The organism is Dyella acidisoli (genome assembly GCF_030160295.1).
Taxonomy (GTDB): Bacteria; Pseudomonadota; Gammaproteobacteria; order Xanthomonadales; family Rhodanobacteraceae; genus Dyella_B; species Dyella_B acidisoli.
Map to the genome: position 1 here is coordinate 95,236 of NZ_BSOB01000016.1, position 20,494 is coordinate 115,729.

A 20,494-nucleotide genomic window follows, 5' to 3' on the forward strand; every position below is an offset into this window, starting at 1 on the left:
CCGTCCCCCTACTTCATCGGTTTGCCCTCATGACGCTTGTCAACGAAACCGCCCCGATCCGCCTGCGCGATTACCGCCGCCCCGATTGGTCGGTGGAGGCTATCGAACTGGAGATCGATCTGGGCATCGACAGCACCGAGGTCACATCGCGCATCACCCTGCACGGCGATCCGGCGAAGGCGGAGCCGCTGCGGTTGGATGGCGAGGAGTTGGAGCTGCTCACCATTTCTCTCGACGGTCGCGCACTCAATGCCGAGGACTACCGCTATGAAAAGGGCGTACTGGAAGTGAGCGACGCCCATGGCGGCAGCGTGCTGGAAACACGCGTACGTGTGCAGCCGGCAGCCAACACCACCTTGGAAGGCTTGTATCTGTCCGGATCACGCGAGCATGGGTTCCTGTTGACACAGTGCGAAGCCGAAGGCTTTCGCCACATCACTTTCTTTCCCGATCGGCCGGATGTGCTGGCGCGTTTCACGGTGACCTTGCGCGCCGATCGTGAGCGCTTTCCGGTGCTGTTGGCGGGAGGAAACCCGGCTGGTAGCGGCACGCTCGCCGACGGTCGCCATTGGGCGAAGTTCGTCGATCCACACCCTAAGCCGTGCTACCTGTTCGCACTCGTTGCCGGACGATTGGAAAACATCCAGCGCGATTACCTCACCGCGGACGGGCGCGAGGTAAAGCTGGTGATCTGGTCGGAAGCCAACGTGATTGACCGGTGTCATTACGCACTGGATGCATTGGAACGCTGCATGCGCTGGGATGAGCACAAATATGGCCGTAATTACGATCTGGATGTGTTCCACGTCGTGGCCACGCACGATTTCAACATGGGCGCGATGGAGAACAAAGGTCTCAACATCTTCAATGCCAAGTACTTGCTGGCCGACCCGGACAGCAGCACCGATGAGGAATACCGCGCCGTCGAAGCGGTAGTGGCACACGAATACTTCCACAACTGGACCGGCAACCGCGTCACCTGTCGCGACTGGTTCCAGCTTTCGCTCAAAGAAGGGCTTACGGTATTTCGCGAGCAGCAGTTCTCCGCGGATATGAATTCGCTGCCCCTGAAACGCATCGAAGACGTAGCACTGCTGCGTCGCACGCAATTCCCGGAAGATGCAGGCCCCTTGGCGCATCCCGTGCGACCGGCGGAATACCGCGAGATCAACAATTTCTATACCGCCACCGTCTACGAAAAAGGTTCGGAGCTGGTGCGCATGATCGCCGGCCGTCTGGGACAGGAAGGGTTCCGCCGCGGCATGGATTTGTATTTCGAACGACACGATGGGCAGGCAGCCACCATCGAGCATTTCCTTTCCGCGCTAGGCGATGCCAATCGCATCGATCTCACGCCATACCTGGCATGGTACGCACAAGCCGGCACACCGCGTTTGCACGCCAAAGGCGAATACGACTCGGCGCGACGCGAATACACGCTCACTTTGTCGCAGCAAACACGCCCGACACCAGGACAACCGGAAAAGACGCCGCTACCTATTCCCGTGAAGCTTTCGCTGTTCGATCGCAGCGGCACGATGCTGCCTTTGCATTTGCAAGGCGATGCGCAAGTGGACGGCACTGAACGAGTAATCGTGCTGGACAAGCCGTCGCAACGCTTCGTGTTCAAACATGTTTCCGCACCACCTGTACCTTCACTCCTGCGCGGCTTTTCGGCGCCCGTCGTACTCGAGTGCGATTACTCGCCGGAAGAACTCGCTTTGCTGCTCACGCACGACGCGGACGGTTTCAACCGTTGGGAAGCAGGCCAGCAACTGGCCATGCTGGCCTTCGATACCTCGCACGACGGGAACGATTCCGCCGCATGCAAAGCATGGTGCGATGCGCTGGCAGCGCTATTCACTCTACAGACCATCGACGATGCATTGCTGGCGGATCTGCTGACGCCACCTGGAGAGATCGAATTTGCGGATCGCCAGAGCGAAGTCGATCCCGCGAAAATTCATGCACAACGCCAGTCATTGCAACATCGCCTAGCCGAGCGAATCGGCGTCAGCGACTTGCTTGCGCGCTATCGCTTGCTGTCGACCGACTCTCATGCGCAACTGGAAGCCGCAAGTCAGGCGAAGCGTCGACTCAAGCGCCGCGTGCTCGAACTGCTGGTCTTGTTGGATGCTGATCAGGCGCACGAGCTGGCGGCAAAACAATATGACAGCGCTTCGGGCATGACCGACCGTCTCGCTGCGCTAAGCGTGTTAGTACGCACGAATGCTACGCAAGCGAGCGCTGCGCTCGCGCATTTCCGCGAGCGTTACGCCGACAATCCGCTTGCATTGGACAAATGGTTCACTGTGCAGGCCCAAGTGCCGGGTGACGCTGCGCTCGCCATCGTGCAGCGTCTTGAAAACGATCCCGCTTTCACGCTGAAGAATCCCAATCGCGCGCGCTCCCTGTTCGGCGCCTTCGCCAGCACCAATCCCAGCGGATTTCATCGGACGGACGGCGCCGGTTATGCATTGATTGCCGAACGCCTGGCGCAACTGGATGCGCTCAATCCGCAGATTGCGGCGCGTCTGGCCACTGCGTTCAATGGATGGCAGCGCCTGGAACCGGTTCGCCGAAGTGCTGCGCGGCTTGCGCTTGAAGGCTTGGCGCAGCGAGAAGGCTTGTCGCCCAATCTGAGCGAGATTGTCAGCAACGTATTGCAGCGCTGAAAACGCGAACGGCGACCCGAAGGTCGCCGTTGCGAGGCGGTGTTCTGAAAGTCCCGTTTACACGGGAAGATGATCCAGCTCGCTGAGCAGATGGCTCATGCGCGATTCAAGGCGCGGGCGAAGCTGCTCCTGCTGGACCAGGTCGCGCTCGACCAGATGATCCATCGCCAGTTCGAGGCGACCGATTTCGACCATCAGATCATGCCGCAAATACACTGGTGCGAACTCGTTGCTGTTACCCATGACACATCTCCGTTGCTGAGCTGCATGGACTCTCCAGCAACAGATGTGCCAGCGCGTGATGTGCATCACATAGAGGATTTGCCCTACATCACTCTGTGACCTTTTCTGTCAGCAGTTGCCGCGTCTCGACAGAAGTTTGCGTTTCAGTCACTTCATGTTCACGCGTGCGGGGCGATTATCGACCTCACGCAACGGGGGGTGCGGTCTTCGCCGTACCGCCTGTTTAGGCCACCAGTTTCTGGCGCCCGGCACTACGGTCATCCTGGATTCCCCCTGTTCCTGAGACCGCCGGGCGCCAGATCTCTCTCCAAAGAGATCAGAAAAAAACGACGGCGCCCAATGGGCGCCGTCTCTGCTTCCTGTCCCGGTACGCGAAAGGACCCCTGCCGTCCTATCTCAGCGCGCGTTTGCGCAGCTTCTGCCCGTGAAAGTGCAGTGAAGCTAAAGCAGAAAGCATGCCAGCTTCACGTAAGTCATTTCTGGCGAGGCCGGGCGTATTATCATAAACGTTTGCCTGCCCTTGTATTTGCCTCATTCCGATGCTTCATCCGACCTCCTATGACGTGATCGTGATCGGCGGCGGCCATGCCGGCACCGAAGCCGCGCTCGCCTCGGCGCGCTGCGGCGCCCGCACCCTCCTGCTGAGCCACAACATCGAGACGATCGGCCAGATGAGCTGCAATCCAGCCATCGGCGGCATCGGCAAGGGCCATCTGGTGAAGGAAATCGACGCGCTCGGCGGCGCCATGGCCCATGCGGCGGATCGCGCGGGCATCCAATGGCGCACGCTGAACGCCTCCAAGGGACCGGCCGTGCGTGCTACTCGCTGCCAAGCCGATCGCGTGCTGTACAAGGCGGCGATTCGCCGGATGGTGGAGACCCAGCCGAATCTCGACCTCTTCCAGCAGGCGGTGGACGACCTGTTGATCGAGCAGGGCCGCGTGGTGGGTGTAGTGACGCAAATGGGCGTTTCCTTCCGCGCCAAGTCCGTAGTACTCACCGCGGGCACTTTTCTGGCCGGCAAGATCCATATCGGCCCGGCCCAGTACGCCGGCGGCCGCGCCGGCGACCCACCAGCCACTACGCTGGCTCAGCGCCTGCGCGAACTGCCGGTGGCTGCCGATCGCCTGAAGACCGGCACGCCGCCGCGCATCGATCTACGCAGCATCGACTTCAGCGGCCTGGAAGAACAACCCGGCGACGATCCAGCACCCGTGTTCTCCTACCTGGGCTCGCGTGAGGAACATCCGCGCCAAGTGAGCTGCTGGATTACCCATACCAGTGCGCGCACGCATGAGGTGATCCGCGGTGCGCTGGATCGCTCACCGCTTTACACAGGTCAGATCGAAGGCGTGGGTCCGCGCTATTGCCCGTCCATCGAAGACAAGGTGGTGCGTTTCGCCGACAAGAGTTCGCACCAGATATTCATCGAGCCGGAAGGGCTGGATAGCTTCGAAATCTATCCCAATGGCATTTCCACTTCGCTGCCGTTCGATGTGCAGTTGGAGCTCGTACACTCCATCAAGGGCTTCGAGAACGCACACATTACGCGCCCCGGTTATGCGATCGAGTACGACTATTTCGATCCCCGCGGCCTGCATCCCTGGCTGGAAACCAAGACCATTCCAGGCTTGTATTTCGCCGGCCAGATCAACGGCACCACAGGCTATGAAGAAGCAGCGGCGCAGGGCCTGATCGCCGGCCTCAACGCCGCGCTCGCCGTGCAAGGTAAGGCGCCGTGGTATCCGCGCCGTGATGAAGCGTATATCGGCGTGCTGATCGACGACCTCACCAGCAACGGCACCATCGAACCGTATCGCATGTTCACATCGCGCGCGGAGTACCGCTTGCATCTGCGTGAAGACAACGCCGATCTTCGCCTTACCGAAGCCGGTCATGCGCTCGGCGTGGTGCCGCAAGCGCGGTTCGATGCGCTGCGTGCGAAGCGCGAGGCGGTGGAAAAGGAAACGCAACGCCTCACTACACTGTGGGCAGCGCCAAACAATATGTTGGGTGCAGCGATCGCGCGCCAACTCGGCATCACCGTCAGCCGCGAAACCCATGCCCTGGATCTGCTGCGTCGTCCTGAACTCGATTACGCCAAACTATCCAGCGTGCCTGAGCTTGGTCCAGCCGTGGCTCGCGAAGATGTCGCAGCGCAGGTTGAAGTGCAGGCCAAGTACGCTGGCTATCTCGAACGCCAACGCGATGAAATCGAGCGCCAGCGCCGCCACGAGAACACGGCCATCCCATCGGGCTTCGACTACGACAAGGTGCGCGGGCTTTCCGCAGAAGTGCTGCTGAAGCTCAAGCGCAGTCTGCCGGCCACCATTGGCCAAGCGGCGCGCATCAGCGGCGTCACGCCCGCAGCCATTTCGCTGTTGCTGGTGCATCTGAAGCGGCGCGACGCAGCCTGACCGCACACCCTGTTATCCGCTCACCGTCCCGCTCAGGTGCATGGCATCATGCCCCGGATGCTATCGAGGAACATGCGATGGAAGTCTGGATCGGCCGAAACGGCGAACGCCACGGTCCCTATCAGCAAGAACAGGTGCGGGAATGGTTACGCAGCGGCGAATTGCGTCCAGATGACCTTGGCTGGCAAGAAGGCATGGCGGACTGGCAGCCACTCGCGACACTGTTTGCCGATGACCTGGCCAAGGTACCTCCTCCATTCACGCCGCCTAACGTCGCGACCGCAGATGTCGAATACGCCGGCTTTTGGATTCGCGTTACGGCGTATTTCATTGACTGCGTCGTCATGTACATTCCATGCACTTTGCTAGGCATGTTGTTTGGCACCCAGGCAAAACAGGAAGCACTCCTGCAGCAAACGCAAAACATGTCGCCGGATGACCCGGCAACATTGCATGCACTAACCCATTTTTATGCCGGCATGGGCGGATACCTGCTTGCAGCCACCCTCGCCTGGTGGATATACAGCGCGCTTTGCGAAAGCTCAGCTTGGCAGGCTACCGTAGGCAAGCTTGCCGTTGGCATACGCGTTACGGACCTGCAAGGTAAACGGATCAATCTTGCCCGCGCCGTGGGCCGTTATGGCGCTCAACTCATCAGCGCCTTTCTCTTCTGCATTGGCTATTTGATGGTGGCGTTTACCCGCCGCAAGCAAGGTTTGCATGACCTTATCGCGAGCACCCTGGTACTCAAAGGCCGCGCCAGTGAAGTGCGGAGATCGGTTCCACCACCGAAACCCGGTGACAATTCCACGTTCAATGCCTGACTCACTATTCCTTAGGTGCTGAAGGTATTTTCAGGCGCATGGCATCATGCGCCGGATGTTTTTTGAGGAATACGCGATGGAAGTCTGGATCGGCCGAAATGGCGAACGCCACGGCCCTTATCAGGAAGAACAGGTGCGGGAATGGCTGCGTAGCGGCCAGTTGAGTCCCGACGATCTCGGCTGGCGTGAAGGGCTGGCAGATTGGCAGCCGTTGTCGGTATTGTTCCCGCAGGATAAACCTGCGCCCGCGCCTAGTCCGAACAGCCCGCCACCACTGCAGCAGCGAGCAAATGCCGTCGATTTCGACTACGCAAGTTTTTGGCAGCGCTTCGGTGCATGGGTGATCGACCTGATCATCCTCATCATTCCTTCCTTGATCGCGATGTATGCGTTTGACGGCCTGGAGGCATACAAACACCTGCTCGAACAAATACAAAACGGCGCCGACATGACCGCGGCGATGCGCACTTATGCGCAGGCGACGGAAGCTGCCTCGGTGGCTTCGCTCGTGATCACCTATCTGTACTACGTATTCTTCGAAGCCTCCAAATGGCAGGCCACGCCCGGCAAGCTGGCGCTACGCCTGCGCGTGACAGATCTGCACGGGCAGCGCATCACGCTTGGACGTTCTGCTGCACGCAACGTTGTGAGATTGTCGGCCGCGATCTTTGGCCTGATTCCGCTGATCTGCTATCTCGCCATCACCTGGACGCAGCGCAAACAGGGTCTGCACGATTTATGGGCCGGCACGTACGTGCTTAACGGCACAGCGCAGGAGCAGCCGCCACAACGGCCAAGCCGTGAACACGGCCACTTCAACGCCTGATTCGTCCAATCAGCGACGGCGCAGCTGCTGGGCTTGCGCCGCCTTTTTTGTCATGCTCGCAGACCTTCCGACGCATGACGTTTCCACCATACGTTCGTCGTACCACGAAGCCCAAGGAATTGAGTAGTCCCATGCTTAGCATCGAACAACGCATCGCCCAGGACATCACCGCCAAGCCGGAGCAAGTAAGAGCCGCTGTGGAATTGCTGGATGGCGGCGCCACCGTGCCATTCATCGCGCGCTACCGCAAAGAAGTCACGGGCGGCCTCGACGATACGCAATTGCGCACGCTTGAAGAACGCCTGCGCTATCTGCGCGAACTGGAAGAACGCCGCACAGCGATCCTCGCCAGCGTCGAGGAACAAGGCAAACTTAGCGATGCATTGAAGCGGGACATTCTCGAAGCCGACACCAAGGCACGCCTGGAAGATCTTTACCTGCCCTACAAGCCCAAGCGCCGCACCAAGGCCCAGATAGCGCGCGAAGCGGGGCTGGAGCCGCTGGCGACCGGCCTGCGCGAAGATCCCACACAGCCCCCGGAAGCGTTCGCCGCACAGTTCGTGGACGCTGAAAAAGGTGTACCCGACGTACGTGCCGCGCTCGATGGCGCACGTGCGATCCTGATGGAAAGCATCGCTGAAGATGCACAACTGCTGGGCGAATTGCGCGATTGGTTGTGGGAAAAAGGCCAGATTCGCGCGAAAGTCGTGGAAGGCAAGGAAAACGAAGGCGCGAAATTCCGCGACTACTTCGATCATATGGAACCGATCGGCAAGATCCCCTCGCATCGCCTGCTCGCACTTATGCGTGCGCGCAACGAAGGCGTGATCGAGCTGGAACTGTTGCCGACCGTCGAAGCCGAACAAGGCCATCAGGAAGGCGAAGGCCGTGTCGCTTCGCACTCCGGCATCATCGATCGCGGCCGCGCTGCCGATGCCTGGTTGCGGGAAACGGTGCGCATGACTTGGCGCGTGAAATTGCATCTTCATCTCACGCTGGATTTGTTTGGCCGCGTGCGCGAAGGTGCGGAAGACGAAGCCATTCGCGTGTTCGGCGACAACCTCAAGGATTTGCTCCTGGCCGCACCGGCCGGGGCCAAGACTGTCATGGGCCTGGACCCAGGCATTCGCACCGGCGTGAAGGTGGCCGTGGTTGACGCCACCGGCAAACTGCTTGCCACCGATACGGTTTATCCGCACGAACCACGTAACCAGTGGGATCAATCACTCGCACGCCTCGCCGTGTTGAGTAAGCAGCATGGCGTAAATCTGATCGCTATCGGCAACGGCACGGCATCACGCGAAACCGACAAGCTGGCCGGCGAGCTCATCAAGAAACATGCTGATTTGAAGCTCGCCAAGATTGTGGTGAGCGAAGCCGGTGCATCGGTGTATTCGGCATCGGAAACGGCTGCCAAGGAATTTCCAGATCTCGATGTAAGTCTGCGCGGCGCCGTCTCCATCGCTCGCCGCTTGCAAGATCCGTTGGCGGAGTTGGTGAAGATCGAACCGAAAGCAATCGGCGTGGGCCAATACCAGCACGACGTGAACCAGGTGAAGCTGGCGCGTGCGCTGGATGCGCGAGTGGAAGACTGTGTGAATGCTGTTGGCGTGGATGTGAACACTGCTTCGGCCGCATTACTTTCGCGCGTGGCAGGCCTCACACCCAGCGTCGCCGAGAATGTAGTGAAGCATCGCGACGCCAACGGCCCGTTCGCCAATCGCAAGGCTTTGCTGAAAGTACCGCGCCTGGGCGACAAGGCATTCGAACAGTGTGCTGGCTTCTTGCGCATTCCCAGCGGCGACAATCCGCTCGACGCAAGCGCAGTACACCCGGAAGCCTATCCAGTCGTGGAGCGCATCATTGCGCAGTGCGGCCGCGAAGTAAAAAACATCATCGGCGACATTACCTTCTTGCGCGGCCTGAAGCCTGAGCAATACACGGACGAGCGCTTCGGCGTGCCCACCGTGCGCGACCTTCTCAAGGAGCTCGAAAAGCCCGGTCGCGATCCGCGTCCTGAATTCGTAGCACCCAGCTTCGCCGAGGGCGTGGAAGATCTAAAAGATCTGAAGCCCGGCATGATTCTCGAAGGCCGTGTCACCAACGTTGCCGCCTTTGGTGCGTTCGTCGACATCGGCGTGCATCAGGATGGCTTGGTGCACGTCTCTGCACTGTCGCACAACTTCGTAAAAGATCCGCGCGATGCGGTGAAGGCCGGCGACATCGTGAAAGTGAAAGTGATGGAAGTGGACATCGCGCGCCAGCGCATCGCCCTTTCCATGCGCCTGGACGATGAGCCGGGCCAGGCTCGTGGTGGTAAGCCAGCCAGCGGCGACAACACACGTGGTGGACGCGATTCCCGCGGACTGCGACCGGGCTCCGCCCCGGCGAAGGCGGCTCCTGCTCCGGCCAACAGCGCCTTCGCGGACGCGCTTTCGCGTGCTTTGAAGCGCTAAATCGCGTATGGGCCAAGCGGGTGATCTGCCGCTTGGCCCATAGACTGATCGACTGTTTTCACGCGGCTTTTACGAGCGTGCATTTTGACTGCAGTGCAGCATGCGCTTCCGTATGGCATGCATTAACGTAACGTCTTCATAACAATAGGGGAGCACCCACATGTTCCATCCACGCAAGATGGCGGGGGCCGTTGCGCTCGCCCTGGGCCTTGCAGGAACCGCATATGCCACGGGCAATCCGAACCCGACGTTCAGCAACGTCATCACGTTCGGTGACAGCCTGAGCGATGCGGGCAACCTTTCTCTCTATGAAGTCCCGAGCTTCCAGCCACCTCAGAAGTTCACTACCAATCCCGGTAACGTTGCTGTGCAGAATGTGGCCAGTGCATTGGGTTATTCACTGACGGCATCGCTTGCGGGCGGCAACGACTACGCATGGGGTGGCGCTGGCATTAATAACAATTCGCCTGGCACACCAACCGGCGTTCCCACCATCACGACGCAGATCAATACGTATCTTGCCGGCCATCCGACACTCGACAGCCACGCGCTGTACACGATGTGGGGCGGTGCGAACGACATCTTCTATGCAACGACCACACCTGCTACGGCACAAGCGCAGATCGTTGCGGCCGCGCAGCAGGAAGTGAAGTTGATCGGCGAACTGCAAAGCGCTGGCGCCAAGAACATCCTGGTATTCAATCTACCGAACATCGGCCTGACGCCCGAGGCGCAAGAAGCGGGTGCGTCCGCCGCATCGTCGCTCACCACGCTGAGCGCGGTCTATAACGGGCAGCTCAACGCAGGCATTGCGAACCTTGGCAAAGGCATCATCCCGGTCAACGCTTTCGGCCTGCTCAGTCAGGTGATCGCCAATCCGGGTCTCTATGGTTTCACTAACGTCACTACGCCAGCATGCGGCGTGGGCTCGAGCTCCGTGCTGTGCGGTCCGCAGGGTTCCGGCCTGCCATACACCTATGCTCCGGGCACGAACCAAACCTATCTGTTTGCAGACGGCGTGCATCCCACCACGGGCGCAGACGTCATGCTTTCGCAGGTAGTGCTGTCCGAGTTGGCCGCACCACAGCAGATTTCGCTGCTGCAAGAAGCTCCGCTCGCTGCGGTAACAACGCAGACGGCCGTCGTGCGCAATCAGATGATGGCGGACAATTTCGGCAGCACCACGCGTGCATTCGCCAACATCAATTATTCGAATCAGCAGTTCGAGCAGCGCGCCGGTGCGCCGAAGACCACCAGTAACAACGTTGACCTCACTGTGGGTGCCGACATCCACGCAACGGATTATCTCTCCGCGGGCGTGGCGCTCGGCATCGGTGAGCACTATGCGGACGTCAGCGGTGGCGGTGGTTACCGGTTGCAAGCGATCAGCGGCCTTGGCTATCTCACTTGGCATACCGGCGGCGCTTATGCCGGCGCTTATGGCGACTTCGGCCAGGCCAGCTTCACCAATATCAATCGCGTCTTCATGATCGGCGATTACCGCACTCATGAAAGCGGCAAGACGGATGGCTCATACGTCGGCATCGGCTTGCATGGCGGTTACTGGTTCGATGTCGGTGGACTGAAGACTGGCCCGCTTGCCAACTTCGAATACCAGAACATCAAGATCAACGGCTATAGCGAAAACGGCAATGATGCGACGGCCATGTGGTTCGGCCGCCAGGAGCGCAATGCAGTGATCAGCACGCTGGGCTGGCGCCTGCAAGGTCATTGGCAGTACGACAGCATGGATCTGGCTCCGTACGTTGAACTGGGTTGGAATCACGACAGCCGCGCCAGTACCGATATGGTTACCGCTGGTCTCAACAGCATGAACGGCAGCTTCGAAATGGCCGGCTTTACGCCCAAGAAGAACTGGGGTTCGGCCAATGCGGGCATCACGGCGCAGATCACGCCGAATCTATCGGGCTGGATCGCATACAACGGCCACTTCGCCGACAACAGTCAGCATTCGAATGGCGTCAACCTCGGAGTAAAGTTCGGCTTCTAAGCCGAACTTTACCGGCAACAAAAAAGCCGTCCCATTGGGACGGCTTTTTTCATCCAAGCTCAGAACGGAAAGGCTTACTTGCCCTTGCCGCCCGTCGCCATGTTGAGGATGTCTTTGGCCTGCTGCTGCAGATTCTGCGCGTCGCTGTCGCCAAGCGCCGAAGTATTGCCGCCGGCTTCGTGCGTCTTCAGCACCAGCGAGCCATCGTCGCCCCAACCCGCGGTATCGACCGAGTTGGGTTTGGCACTCTGGCTGGACTTCTTCTGCTGCTGCACCGCCCAGGGCTTGCCGTCTTTGTAGGCATAGTCGGTGCTGGTGAAGCCCTTATCGCCGTAATCCACCAGCTCCCGAATGAACTTCACTTCGCCGCCTTCGCGGAATACCTGCCAGGCGCGCGAGGCATTCGGCTCAAGCTTGGTGCCGGCGGTGCGCTTCATGCCACCGATCTGCTTCTGTACGCCCTGGAACACGACAAGCAGTTTTTCGCCAGGCGTCTGTTCCGGCGCAAGTTCGATGCCGACGTTGGTGGTCGGGTGACCCTGAGTCAGAACGGGCGCCTGCAGCGGCATCGTGTAGTGGCGGTCACCGTCAGTCAGCGTGGCCTGCACGATATACAGGTCATTGGTAGCGACGTTGGCGGGATTGAAATCCAGCTCGAACGTCTCCGGGAACGTCGTGGCCGGAGTAATCGTCTTGGTGGCGAGCGGAGCGGAACCTTGTGCCGTCACGTCCACGATGCTGATATCGAGCTTGCCCTGCTGCGAAGGCATGATGCCGCCGCGAAGCGTGACGGTACCGGTAACGCTGTGCGCAGCACCAGCTGCCGGTGCACTCGCTTCCGTACCATCCGTGCCGGTCGACGACGACGGGTTTGAAGAGTTATTGCAGCCGGCTAGTGCAACCGCTGCCACTGTCATCAGCGACCAAACAACGCTGCGCATGGAATGGGAACCTCAGGTTGGATCGATTCGAAACGCGGTGCCTGCCAAACGCATCGCGCTGCAAACATTCGCGGGGGAGCCTCTGAGAATAGCCCAAAGTCCACTCACGGAAAAGTCAACGGAGCGAAAGTGCCATTCGCTTACGTATGTAATGGCTTGAGCAGAGGAATATTTGCCGGCCAAGGGTGGTGAAAAGGCAAACGACTCCCGCCAGACAACTCCACCAAGAACGACAGTCCCCGCCAAGCGCGCCAGGACCATGTCGCAGTTTCTTGCCTTGTATACGTTTCCGTGTGTCAACCCCGAACAAACTGACGCGTTTGTGGCCAGGAGAAAGACCTCGAAACACGTCGTTACGTACAAGTTAATACGAATAAAACTCAAGAACTTGTACCAACCAACAGATTCACGACGGGCACGTGGTCTATAAAAAACAGGCGGGCCGACAAGAACTTACCGGCCAAACGTTAGCTAACTGCGGAATTTTTGCGATGAACGTGCAAACTCTTACGCCCATCGAACCCACCACGACGACCTTCGCCGATCGGATCAAGGTGCTGATCCAGCGCGTCGGCAGCGTCACGGAGATCGCTCGCATGTGCGGCTTTTCGGAGGGGGTGGTCCGCAGCTGGCGAGACGGCAATACCGATCCCTCGCGCGCACGTTGCGTAACCCTTGCGCGCACCCTCGGCATTTCACTGGTCTGGTTGGTGGCTGGCGAAGGGTCGATGATGGATCCCAGCGCCGTAGTGCCCGATGACATGAAGGGTACTAACAGTTCCGAAACCATCGCTTCCCGCCATCGCTCCAAGCTGCGCACTGCCGCCGATACGCTGGAAGCCGATAGCGTGGACGTGCAGCGACTGAATACTGCACTGCGCATCCTGCAATCGGAACTGGATTTGGCGGACAGCCATCTGACGCTAGCGGAAAACTCTGACATGCTCGCGCAGCTTTACAACATTCTTGGCCCAGGCGGTAACGATGTCGACGCCGCCGCCATGGTGGCATTCAATCATCGTCTTGCGGAGCGGCTGAAGGGCCGTTCGTCTGCCCGAATGACTTCTTGACCTTTCCGGCAAGTCACAACAAAAAAACGGCAGCCTAGTGGCTGCCGTTTTTTTTGTTTTTTAACTCGCCGTTATAAGCGCGCGATATCGGCGATAGCCGTGAACTGCGCCTTCAGTCGTCCCAGCAGCGCGAGCCGGTTGGCACGCACGACCGGGTTCTCCGCATTCACCAGTACGTGATCGAAGAACGCATCAACCGGCGCCTGCAACTCGGCAAGACGCGCAAGCACAGCGGTGTAGTCGCGACGCTGCAGGGCCGCAGCCGTATCGACCTGCGCAGCCTCCAACGCCTGCGCTAGGGCACGCTCGGCATCTTCCTCGAAATGCGCGGGATCGACCTGTTCCCGGATGCTTTGCACACCGTGCTCTTCCTGCTGTTTGCGCAGAATGTTGGCGACACGTTTGTTGGCACCGGCAAGACTCACGGCCTCGGGCTGCCGTCCAAATTCGACGACTGCACGCAAGCGACGATCAAAGTCGACCAGGCTGATCGGCGTCACCGCCAACACGGCTTCGTATTGCTCGGTGGTGAAGCCCTTCTCCGCGTAGTAACCACGCAGACGTTCGAGCACAAACTCATTGAGTTCGGATACCAGTGCAGCACGACGCTGCCCCGCATCGAGCGCAGGCGGCTTGCCATCCTTGCCCGGCTTAAGGCCTGCAGCAAGCGCCGCATCGGGCAGCAACTCCATCGCTTCAGCAAACAAGGCTTTGTGATCAAGTTCGAGGCCGCCCTCGATCAAGGTGCGCGCAAGACCCAGCGCAGCGCGACGCAGGGCGAACGGATCCTTGTTGCCGCTGGGCTTGAGACCCACGGCAAAGATGCCCGCGAGCGTATCCGTGCGTTCGGCAATGGCAAGCACCTGCCCCACCTTGCCCGCAGCGATCGTATCGCCCGCAAAGCGCGGCTGATACACGCTATCGAGCGCATCGGCGACGTCGGCAGGCTCCATGTCATGCTGCGCGTAGTAACGACCCATCACGCCTTGCAGCTCTGGGAATTCGCCGACCATGCGCGTGAGCAGATCGCACTTGGCGAGGCTCGCCGCACGCGTAGCGAGGCCGGCATCGACACCAACACGATTGGCTACGATGCGCGCGATTTCGGCCACACGCACGCTCTTGTCCCACAAGCTGCCAAGGGCCTGCTGGTACGTCACGTTCTTCAGCGCGTCCTGATAGCTCTTGAGCGACGTTTTTTGGTCTTCATCCCAGAAGAACTTTGCATCGGCAAAGCGCGGGCGAATCACGCGCTCATAGCCTTTGCGAATTTCTTGCGGATGCTTGCTATGAACGTTGGCGATGCCGATGAAATGTTCGGTGAGCTTGTCGTGCGCGTCGAACACCGGCACGAATTTCTGATTGGCCTCCATCGTGGTGACCAGCGCCTCGGGCGGCACGCTCAGGAATGCACGATCGAAGGTGCAAGCGATGGCGACCGGCCATTCGGTAAGGTTGGCGATTTCGTCCAACAATGCATCGTCGAGACGCGGTGTACCGCCGGTTTCCTTCGCCGCACGTGCCACTTCATCCCGAATGCGCTGGCGGCGCTCCACCGGATCGGCCAGCACCTTGGCCATGCGCATGGCATCCACGTAGCTGTCAGCATCAGCAAGATGCACAGGTTGCGGATGCATGAAGCGGTGGCCGCGCGACTTGCGACCGCTATGCAGGCCCAGTACCTCGCCATCGACGATATTCGCGCCATGCAGTATCACCAGCCAGTGCACCGGGCGCACGAAGGTGTAATCGTGATCGGCCCAGCGCATGGGTTTGGGGATCGGCAAACTCTTGAGTGCTTCGTCGACGATCTCCGGCAACAATGCGGCTACCGGTTGCCCCGGCTTCACGGTGCGATAGACGAACCACGCGCCCTTGTCGGTATCCAGCTTCTCCAACTGCTCGACACCAACGCCGCACGACTGTGCGAAGCCAATCAGCGCCTTGCTCGGCTGGCCTTGTGCATCCAGTGCAGCGTTCACCGCGGGACCGCGGCGCTCGATCGATTGCTCCGGTTGCGACGCAGCAACTTCAGGAATATAGACGGCCAAACGCCGTGGCGTCATATACAACGCTGCCTGATCCAGCAGCGCAGCAATGCCACGCTTACCCAAGCCTTCGCAGATGCCACGGAGGAACGCCGCGCCGAGTTCATCCAGTGATTTCGGCGGCAGCTCTTCCGTGCCCAGCTCAATGAGCAATGACTTGGCGGCGCTCATGCAGCCTGCTCCTTTTTCTGATGCTTCAATCCAGGAAAACCGAGCCTTTCGCGTTGTGCGACATAGGTCTCTGCCACGCTGCGCGATAAGGTGCGCACGCGCAGAATGTAACGCTGACGCTCGGTGACGCTGATGGCGCGGCGCGCGTCGAGCAGGTTGAAGGTGTGGCTCGCCTTCATCACCTGTTCGTATGCGGGCAATGGCAGACCGGCAGCGATCAGCTTGTTGGCTTCGCTCTCACACACGTCGAACCAGCGCAGGAGTTCAGCAACGTTGGCGTGTTCGAAGTTGTAGGTGCTCTGTTCCACTTCGTTCTGATGGAACACGTCACCGTAAGTCACCTTGCCGTGCGGGCCTTCGGTCCAGATCAGGTCGTAGACGTTATCCACGTTCTGCAGATACATGGCCAGACGTTCCAGGCCATAGGTGATCTCGCCCGTCACCGGCCTGCACTCCAGGCCGCCGGCCTGCTGGAAATACGTGAACTGGGTCACTTCCATGCCGTTGAGCCAAACTTCCCACCCAAGCCCCCAGGCACCGAGCGTAGGTGATTCCCAGTTGTCTTCCACGAAGCGCAAGTCATGCACTTGCGGGTCGAGCCCCAGTTCTTTCAACGAGCCGATGTAAAGCTCCAGAATGTTCTCCGGATTCGGCTTCATCACGACCTGATACTGGTAGTAGTGCTGCAGGCGGTTGGGATTTTCGCCATAACGACCGTCCGTGGGACGGCGCGAAGGCTGCACGTACGCCGCTGCCCAGGGTTCCGGGCCGAGCGCACGCAAGAACGTTGCGGGGTGGAAGGTGCCGGCGCCGACCTCGGTATCGAGGGGTTGGAGCAGCACACAACCCTGACTTCCCCAATAGCGGTTGAGGGTCTGGATCACATCCTGGAAGGTAGGCGCGGACATCTCTTTCCTAACCGGAGCGTAAAGCGGGTTAGTATAGCCGCAGCGCATCTTTTCGCCGTTTTTCCGGCAATCGACGCTTAATCCGGGGAATCCGCCGATGGCAGCAAGTCAACAAATCGCCTCCTTGCTTGGCCGCCGTGGCCGGCTCGCTCTGGACGACGTGCTCGCTGCGCTAGTGGTGGACGGCTATCTGCTTGCCGATGATGCCAAACAGCTGCGCGTGGGAAATCGCGCGGGGCGCAGCACGGTGGAGCTGAACCCGCTGGTGATCGTCGCCAACGCCAAGCTCACCAACCGTCGCGATCCAGGCCGGCCACTCAGCCTGGAAGGGCTGACCGAATGGTTGGCCGGACAAGCCGGATTGGCGTATCTGAAAATCGATCCGATGAAGATCAACGTGGCGGCGGTTACGCAAGTAGTGAGCCACGCCTACGCGCAACGTCATCGCATTCTTCCGGTGGCCGTCACGCCGGGTGAAGTGACCTTCGCCACCGCCGAACCGTTCGACCAATCCTGGGCCAAAGATCTGGCCCAGATGCTACGTCGTGACGTGCATCGCGTGGTGTGCAGCCCGATCGACATCAATCGCTATCTGCAGGAGTTCTACGGCGTCCAGCGTTCGATCCAGCTTGCGAAGGATGCTAAGAGCCAGAGCGGGTACGACTCCTCGGCGCTGCTGAACTTCGAGCAGTTGCTGGAGTTGGGCAAGGCTGGAGAAGTCGGCGCCGATGATCGCCACGTGGTGCATATCGTGGACTGGCTGCTGCAATACGCCTTCGAGCAGCGCGCGTCGGATATCCATCTGGAACCGCGCCGCGAGGCGGGCATGATGCGCTTCCGCATCGATGGCGTGATGCACAAGGTATTCGAAATGCCGCCGCCGGTGATGACCGCAGTGACCTCGCGCATCAAGATTCTCTCGCGCATGGACGTGGCTGAAAAACGCCGCCCGCAGGATGGTCGCATCAAGACACGCGCTACGTCCGGGCGCGAGGTGGAATTGCGTATTTCCAGCATGCCCACGGCGTTCGGCGAAAAGATGGTGATGCGTATCTTCGATCCGGATATCGTCGCCAAGGATTTTTCGCAGCTTGGATTTTCCACGCCGGAAGATGCCCTGTGGCGAAGCATGGTGGAGCGTCCGCACGGCATCGTGTTGGTAACCGGGCCGACCGGTTCCGGCAAAACCACCACGTTGTATTCCACACTTAAACACTTGGCTACGCCGGACATCAATGTTTGCACGGTGGAAGACCCGATCGAAATGGTCTCGCCTGAGTTCAATCAGATGCAGGTGCAGCCTGCCATCGATCTGGATTTCGCCTCCGGCGTGCGTACGCTGCTGCGCCAGGATCCGGACATCATCATGGTGGGCGAAATTCGCGATCTGGAAACGGCGCAGATGGCGGTTCAAGCGTCTCTGACCGGCCACTTGGTGCTTTCCACGTTGCATACCAACGATGCGCCCAGCGCCGTGACGCGTCTGCTCGATCTGGGTGTGCCGCATTATCTGATCCAATCCACGCTTACCGGCGTGGTGGCGCAGCGATTGGTGCGCACGCTGTGCCCGCATTGCAAGCTGGAGACGCAGCAGGATCCACATGAGTGGGCTGTACTGACACACGGCTGGTCGTTCCCACCGCCCGAGCAGGTGTTCAAACCGGTGGGTTGCTTGGAATGCCGTCATACCGGCTTCCTCGGCCGTACCGGCATCTACGAAATGATGCCGTTGAGCCCACGCCTGCGTGGCATGATTGGGGCACAGTTGGATCTGATTCACTTCAGCCGAGCCGCATTGGCCGAAGGTATGCGCCCGCTTCGTATTTCGGCTGCAGATCAGGTCGCGCGCGGCGTCACCACCGTGCAGGAAGTGTTGACCGTGCTACCCCCAGTCGAGCATGTGGAAGATTCACCGACTTGAACACTTCGATCTATCCGTATTACGCAGCATGAAGCCCATTCTGATCATCCGTACCGGCCAGGCTCCCGATAACATCCGGGCACGTCATGGCGACTTTCCGCATTGGTTTCGCCTCGGTGCACAGCTGGCGCCGCAGCATGTGCGAGTAATTAATGTGGCGGCAGGCGAAGAGCTGCCTTCACCGCAGGACGTATCGGGTGCATTGATCACCGGTTCTGCAGCAATGGTTACCGATCGTGCACCGTGGAGCGAACGCACAGCAGGCTGGATACGCAACGCCATGGACGTCGATTTGCCGCTCTTGGGCGTCTGCTACGGTCATCAACTGATGGCGCATGCCCTGGGTGGGCGCGTTGATTACCTGACCGGTGGACGCGAGATCGGTACGTTGCCGATCGATCTATTGCCCGGTGCGGAACAGGATTCGCTGACAGCGTTCCTGCCAACACAATTCCGGGCGCACACCACTCACGAGCAGAGCGTTGTCGAAATTCCGGCGGGTGCCAAGGTGCTTGCTCGTTCGGCGCGCGATCCGCACCATCTCATTCGCTATGGACGCAATGCCGTCAGCGTACAATTTCATCCAGAATTCAACGCAGACGTGATGCGTGCCTACATCGTGCGCAAACATCAGGATATGCGTCGCGAAGGGTTCGACCCTCATCACACCTATCGCCAAGTGGCAGCAACGCCGCTGGCAAGGCGACTGCTAAAAATGTTCTCGCGGCATCACGGACTCAACCGCGCATCGCGCTAACGATTGCGCGGGGGCATCGGAAAAGGCGTGACCTTTTGGCCGTCCGCTGCATCACGGATCGCCAGGGTGCCTTTGCGATCCACTTCTTCAATGCGAATCACTGCCTGCATGGGCAAATGCAGGACGCGAGTGTCCTTGAATTCCTCGCGCAGACGTTCCTCGGTGGGATCGACCACCAGTCCTTCTCCTGCTGGCTCGAACACCAGATCGCCGACTTCCGTGAAGCCCCATAAATTGCTTGAAGCAACATGCCGGGCGTACAGCTCGTAGCATTTGCCCAGGTGGAGGAACGTAACTTTGTAGAGTTTCTGGTTGCGCATGAGGGCATTTTACCGGCGCATACGACGCATAATTGCGTTGCGCGACAACAGCGCGAACAGTACTCCGAATAAAAAACCGGCGACGTGCGTCCACCAAGCATAACCGCCATAACTCGGACCACCCGCATAGCTGAAGAGCAATTGCAGCAGCGCCCAGATGCCAATCAACAAGAATGCCGGCACGCGGACGAATTCCAGATAGAAGCCCAACGGCAACACCAGCCCGAGGCGCGCTCTAGGAAACAGCGATACATAAGCGCCCAGTACGGCCGACACCGCACCGCTGCAGCCGATGATTGGCCTGACTTCTCCTGCCAAGGAAATGGCTCCGGCTAAATTGGCGACTACGCCACCGAGTAGGAACAGGATCAAGAAGCGAATCGAACCCAACGTGCGCTCTGCAGGCACCCCGAAGATCATCAGGAACAGCAAGTTGCTGAGCAGGTGCAGCCACGCGACATGGATGAACAATGCCGTGACCAGACGAAGCAATGCGGGATCACGCAGCTGCTGCCAGATCGGCTGGTGCGTATCGAAAACGTTGGCCGGAACAGTTCCCCATTCCAGCAAAAACGTCACGCGCCGGGGTGGCGACATCAAAGCCAACGCCATGAAAGTCACCACGCAGATGCAGATCAGCAGCATCGCAGCCCAATGCAGGCGCGGTTGACGTCGCGTTTCGACATTCACAAACACGGCTTTCTCCTCGACAAGCGCACTGGTCGAGCTGTCTGAGGGTACATCTTAGGTGATTGCCCGATGCAGATTGCAGCGGCGTCCGCAAACTGCCTTCCATTGCTCTAGCGCTGTTGTTCGCATGTTCGGCGACGCGTCTGCATAGCCCTTGAGCAAACCCTGCAGCATGGCCCACAAAGCAAAACGCCTTCCCGATGGGGAAGGCGTTTT

General features: G+C 59.6%; 15 protein-coding genes. 9 read left to right on the forward strand and 6 right to left on the reverse strand.

Annotation, left to right across the window (positions count from 1 at the left end):
• The first annotated feature begins 29 nt into the window (after window positions 1-29).
• Complete coding sequence (gene pepN / locus QQJ86_RS09420) at window positions 30-2,675, forward strand: aminopeptidase N (protein WP_284320675.1); 2,646 nt, start codon at window positions 30-32, stop codon at window positions 2,673-2,675.
• A 57-nt stretch (window positions 2,676-2,732) separates the two neighbouring features.
• Here pepN and QQJ86_RS09425 read toward each other — a convergent pair whose 3' ends face one another.
• Window positions 2,733-2,918 carry a hypothetical protein gene (locus tag QQJ86_RS09425; protein WP_284320676.1) on the reverse strand — a complete coding sequence of 62 codons (186 nt, stop codon included), beginning with the start codon at window positions 2,916-2,918 and terminating at the stop codon, window positions 2,733-2,735.
• A 539-nt stretch (window positions 2,919-3,457) separates the two neighbouring features.
• Between QQJ86_RS09425 and mnmG the strand changes: the two genes are divergently transcribed.
• The 5 genes from mnmG to QQJ86_RS09450 all read left to right on the forward strand — a co-directional run bounded on the left by mnmG (window position 3,458) and on the right by QQJ86_RS09450 (window position 11,452).
• Window positions 3,458-5,335, forward strand: a complete 1,878-nt coding sequence (gene mnmG, locus QQJ86_RS09430; protein ID WP_284320677.1) for a tRNA uridine-5-carboxymethylaminomethyl(34) synthesis enzyme MnmG — start codon at window positions 3,458-3,460, stop codon at window positions 5,333-5,335.
• Window positions 5,336-5,412: 77 nt separating this feature from the next.
• Window positions 5,413-6,159, forward strand: a complete 747-nt coding sequence (locus QQJ86_RS09435; protein ID WP_284320678.1) for an RDD family protein — start codon at window positions 5,413-5,415, stop codon at window positions 6,157-6,159.
• Window positions 6,160-6,205: 46 nt separating this feature from the next.
• Window positions 6,206-6,985, forward strand: a complete 780-nt coding sequence (locus tag QQJ86_RS09440; RefSeq protein ID WP_284320679.1) for an RDD family protein — start codon at window positions 6,206-6,208, stop codon at window positions 6,983-6,985.
• Window positions 6,986-7,116: 131 nt separating this feature from the next.
• Window positions 7,117-9,441 (forward strand): Tex family protein, encoded by a 2,325-nt coding sequence (locus QQJ86_RS09445; protein ID WP_284320680.1) that lies wholly within the window; start codon window positions 7,117-7,119, stop codon window positions 9,439-9,441.
• A 160-nt stretch (window positions 9,442-9,601) separates the two neighbouring features.
• Entirely contained in the window at window positions 9,602-11,452 is a 1,851-nt protein-coding gene (locus QQJ86_RS09450; RefSeq protein WP_284320681.1) for an autotransporter domain-containing protein, read from the forward strand.
• A gap of 74 nt (window positions 11,453-11,526) precedes the next feature.
• Here QQJ86_RS09450 and QQJ86_RS09455 read toward each other — a convergent pair whose 3' ends face one another.
• Window positions 11,527-12,393 (reverse strand): YbaY family lipoprotein, encoded by an 867-nt coding sequence (locus tag QQJ86_RS09455; RefSeq protein ID WP_284320682.1) that lies wholly within the window; start codon window positions 12,391-12,393, stop codon window positions 11,527-11,529.
• 491 nt (window positions 12,394-12,884) lie between these two features.
• Here QQJ86_RS09455 and QQJ86_RS09460 point away from each other — a divergent pair, with 491 nt between their 5' ends.
• Window positions 12,885-13,463, forward strand: a complete 579-nt coding sequence (locus QQJ86_RS09460) for a helix-turn-helix domain-containing protein (protein WP_284320683.1) — start codon at window positions 12,885-12,887, stop codon at window positions 13,461-13,463.
• Between the two features lie 71 nt (window positions 13,464-13,534).
• On the opposite strand, the gene glyS is transcribed toward QQJ86_RS09460, so the two are convergent.
• Together glyS and glyQ are read right to left on the reverse strand one after the other, a co-directional pair.
• Complete coding sequence (glyS, locus tag QQJ86_RS09465; protein WP_284320684.1) at window positions 13,535-15,682, reverse strand: glycine--tRNA ligase subunit beta; 2,148 nt, start codon at window positions 15,680-15,682, stop codon at window positions 13,535-13,537.
• Window positions 15,679-16,590, reverse strand: a complete 912-nt coding sequence (gene glyQ, locus QQJ86_RS09470) for a glycine--tRNA ligase subunit alpha (RefSeq protein WP_284320685.1) — start codon at window positions 16,588-16,590, stop codon at window positions 15,679-15,681. The genes glyS and glyQ overlap by 4 nt, the downstream gene beginning before the upstream one ends.
• A gap of 97 nt (window positions 16,591-16,687) precedes the next feature.
• On the opposite strand from glyQ, the gene tfpB reads away from it, so the two are divergent.
• Complete coding sequence (gene tfpB / locus QQJ86_RS09475; protein ID WP_284320686.1) at window positions 16,688-18,511, forward strand: type IV pilus assembly ATPase TfpB; 1,824 nt, start codon at window positions 16,688-16,690, stop codon at window positions 18,509-18,511.
• Between the two features lie 28 nt (window positions 18,512-18,539).
• Window positions 18,540-19,268 (forward strand): glutamine amidotransferase, encoded by a 729-nt coding sequence (locus QQJ86_RS09480; protein WP_284320687.1) that lies wholly within the window; start codon window positions 18,540-18,542, stop codon window positions 19,266-19,268.
• Here QQJ86_RS09480 and QQJ86_RS09485 read toward each other — a convergent pair.
• Together QQJ86_RS09485 and QQJ86_RS09490 are read right to left on the reverse strand one after the other, a co-directional pair.
• Window positions 19,265-19,588 (reverse strand): DUF1820 family protein, encoded by a 324-nt coding sequence (locus QQJ86_RS09485; protein ID WP_284320688.1) that lies wholly within the window; start codon window positions 19,586-19,588, stop codon window positions 19,265-19,267. The genes QQJ86_RS09480 and QQJ86_RS09485 overlap by 4 nt on opposite strands.
• A 9-nt stretch (window positions 19,589-19,597) precedes the next feature.
• A complete protein-coding gene (locus QQJ86_RS09490) occupies window positions 19,598-20,284 on the reverse strand; it encodes a rhomboid family intramembrane serine protease (protein ID WP_284320689.1) in 687 nt (228 codons plus the stop codon).
• Window positions 20,285-20,494: the final 210 nt, after the last annotated feature.

Bases quoted from the DNA above. Each gene is read 5' to 3' on its own strand.
- pepN (WP_284320675.1), top strand. From the start codon at position 30: ATGACGCTTGTCAACGAAACCGCCCCGATCCGCCTGCGCGATTACCGC.
- QQJ86_RS09425 (WP_284320676.1), bottom strand. From the start codon at position 2,918: ATGGGTAACAGCAACGAGTTCGCACCAGTGTATTTGCGGCATGATCTG.
- mnmG (WP_284320677.1), top strand. From the start codon at position 3,458: ATGCTTCATCCGACCTCCTATGACGTGATCGTGATCGGCGGCGGCCAT.
- QQJ86_RS09435 (WP_284320678.1), top strand. From the start codon at position 5,413: ATGGAAGTCTGGATCGGCCGAAACGGCGAACGCCACGGTCCCTATCAG.
- QQJ86_RS09440 (WP_284320679.1), top strand. From the start codon at position 6,206: ATGCGCCGGATGTTTTTTGAGGAATACGCGATGGAAGTCTGGATCGGC.
- QQJ86_RS09445 (WP_284320680.1), top strand. From the start codon at position 7,117: ATGCTTAGCATCGAACAACGCATCGCCCAGGACATCACCGCCAAGCCG.
- QQJ86_RS09450 (WP_284320681.1), top strand. From the start codon at position 9,602: ATGTTCCATCCACGCAAGATGGCGGGGGCCGTTGCGCTCGCCCTGGGC.
- QQJ86_RS09455 (WP_284320682.1), bottom strand. From the start codon at position 12,393: ATGCGCAGCGTTGTTTGGTCGCTGATGACAGTGGCAGCGGTTGCACTA.
- QQJ86_RS09460 (WP_284320683.1), top strand. From the start codon at position 12,885: ATGAACGTGCAAACTCTTACGCCCATCGAACCCACCACGACGACCTTC.
- glyS (WP_284320684.1), bottom strand. From the start codon at position 15,682: ATGAGCGCCGCCAAGTCATTGCTCATTGAGCTGGGCACGGAAGAGCTG.
- glyQ (WP_284320685.1), bottom strand. From the start codon at position 16,590: ATGTCCGCGCCTACCTTCCAGGATGTGATCCAGACCCTCAACCGCTAT.
- tfpB (WP_284320686.1), top strand. From the start codon at position 16,688: ATGGCAGCAAGTCAACAAATCGCCTCCTTGCTTGGCCGCCGTGGCCGG.
- QQJ86_RS09480 (WP_284320687.1), top strand. From the start codon at position 18,540: ATGAAGCCCATTCTGATCATCCGTACCGGCCAGGCTCCCGATAACATC.
- QQJ86_RS09485 (WP_284320688.1), bottom strand. From the start codon at position 19,588: ATGCGCAACCAGAAACTCTACAAAGTTACGTTCCTCCACCTGGGCAAA.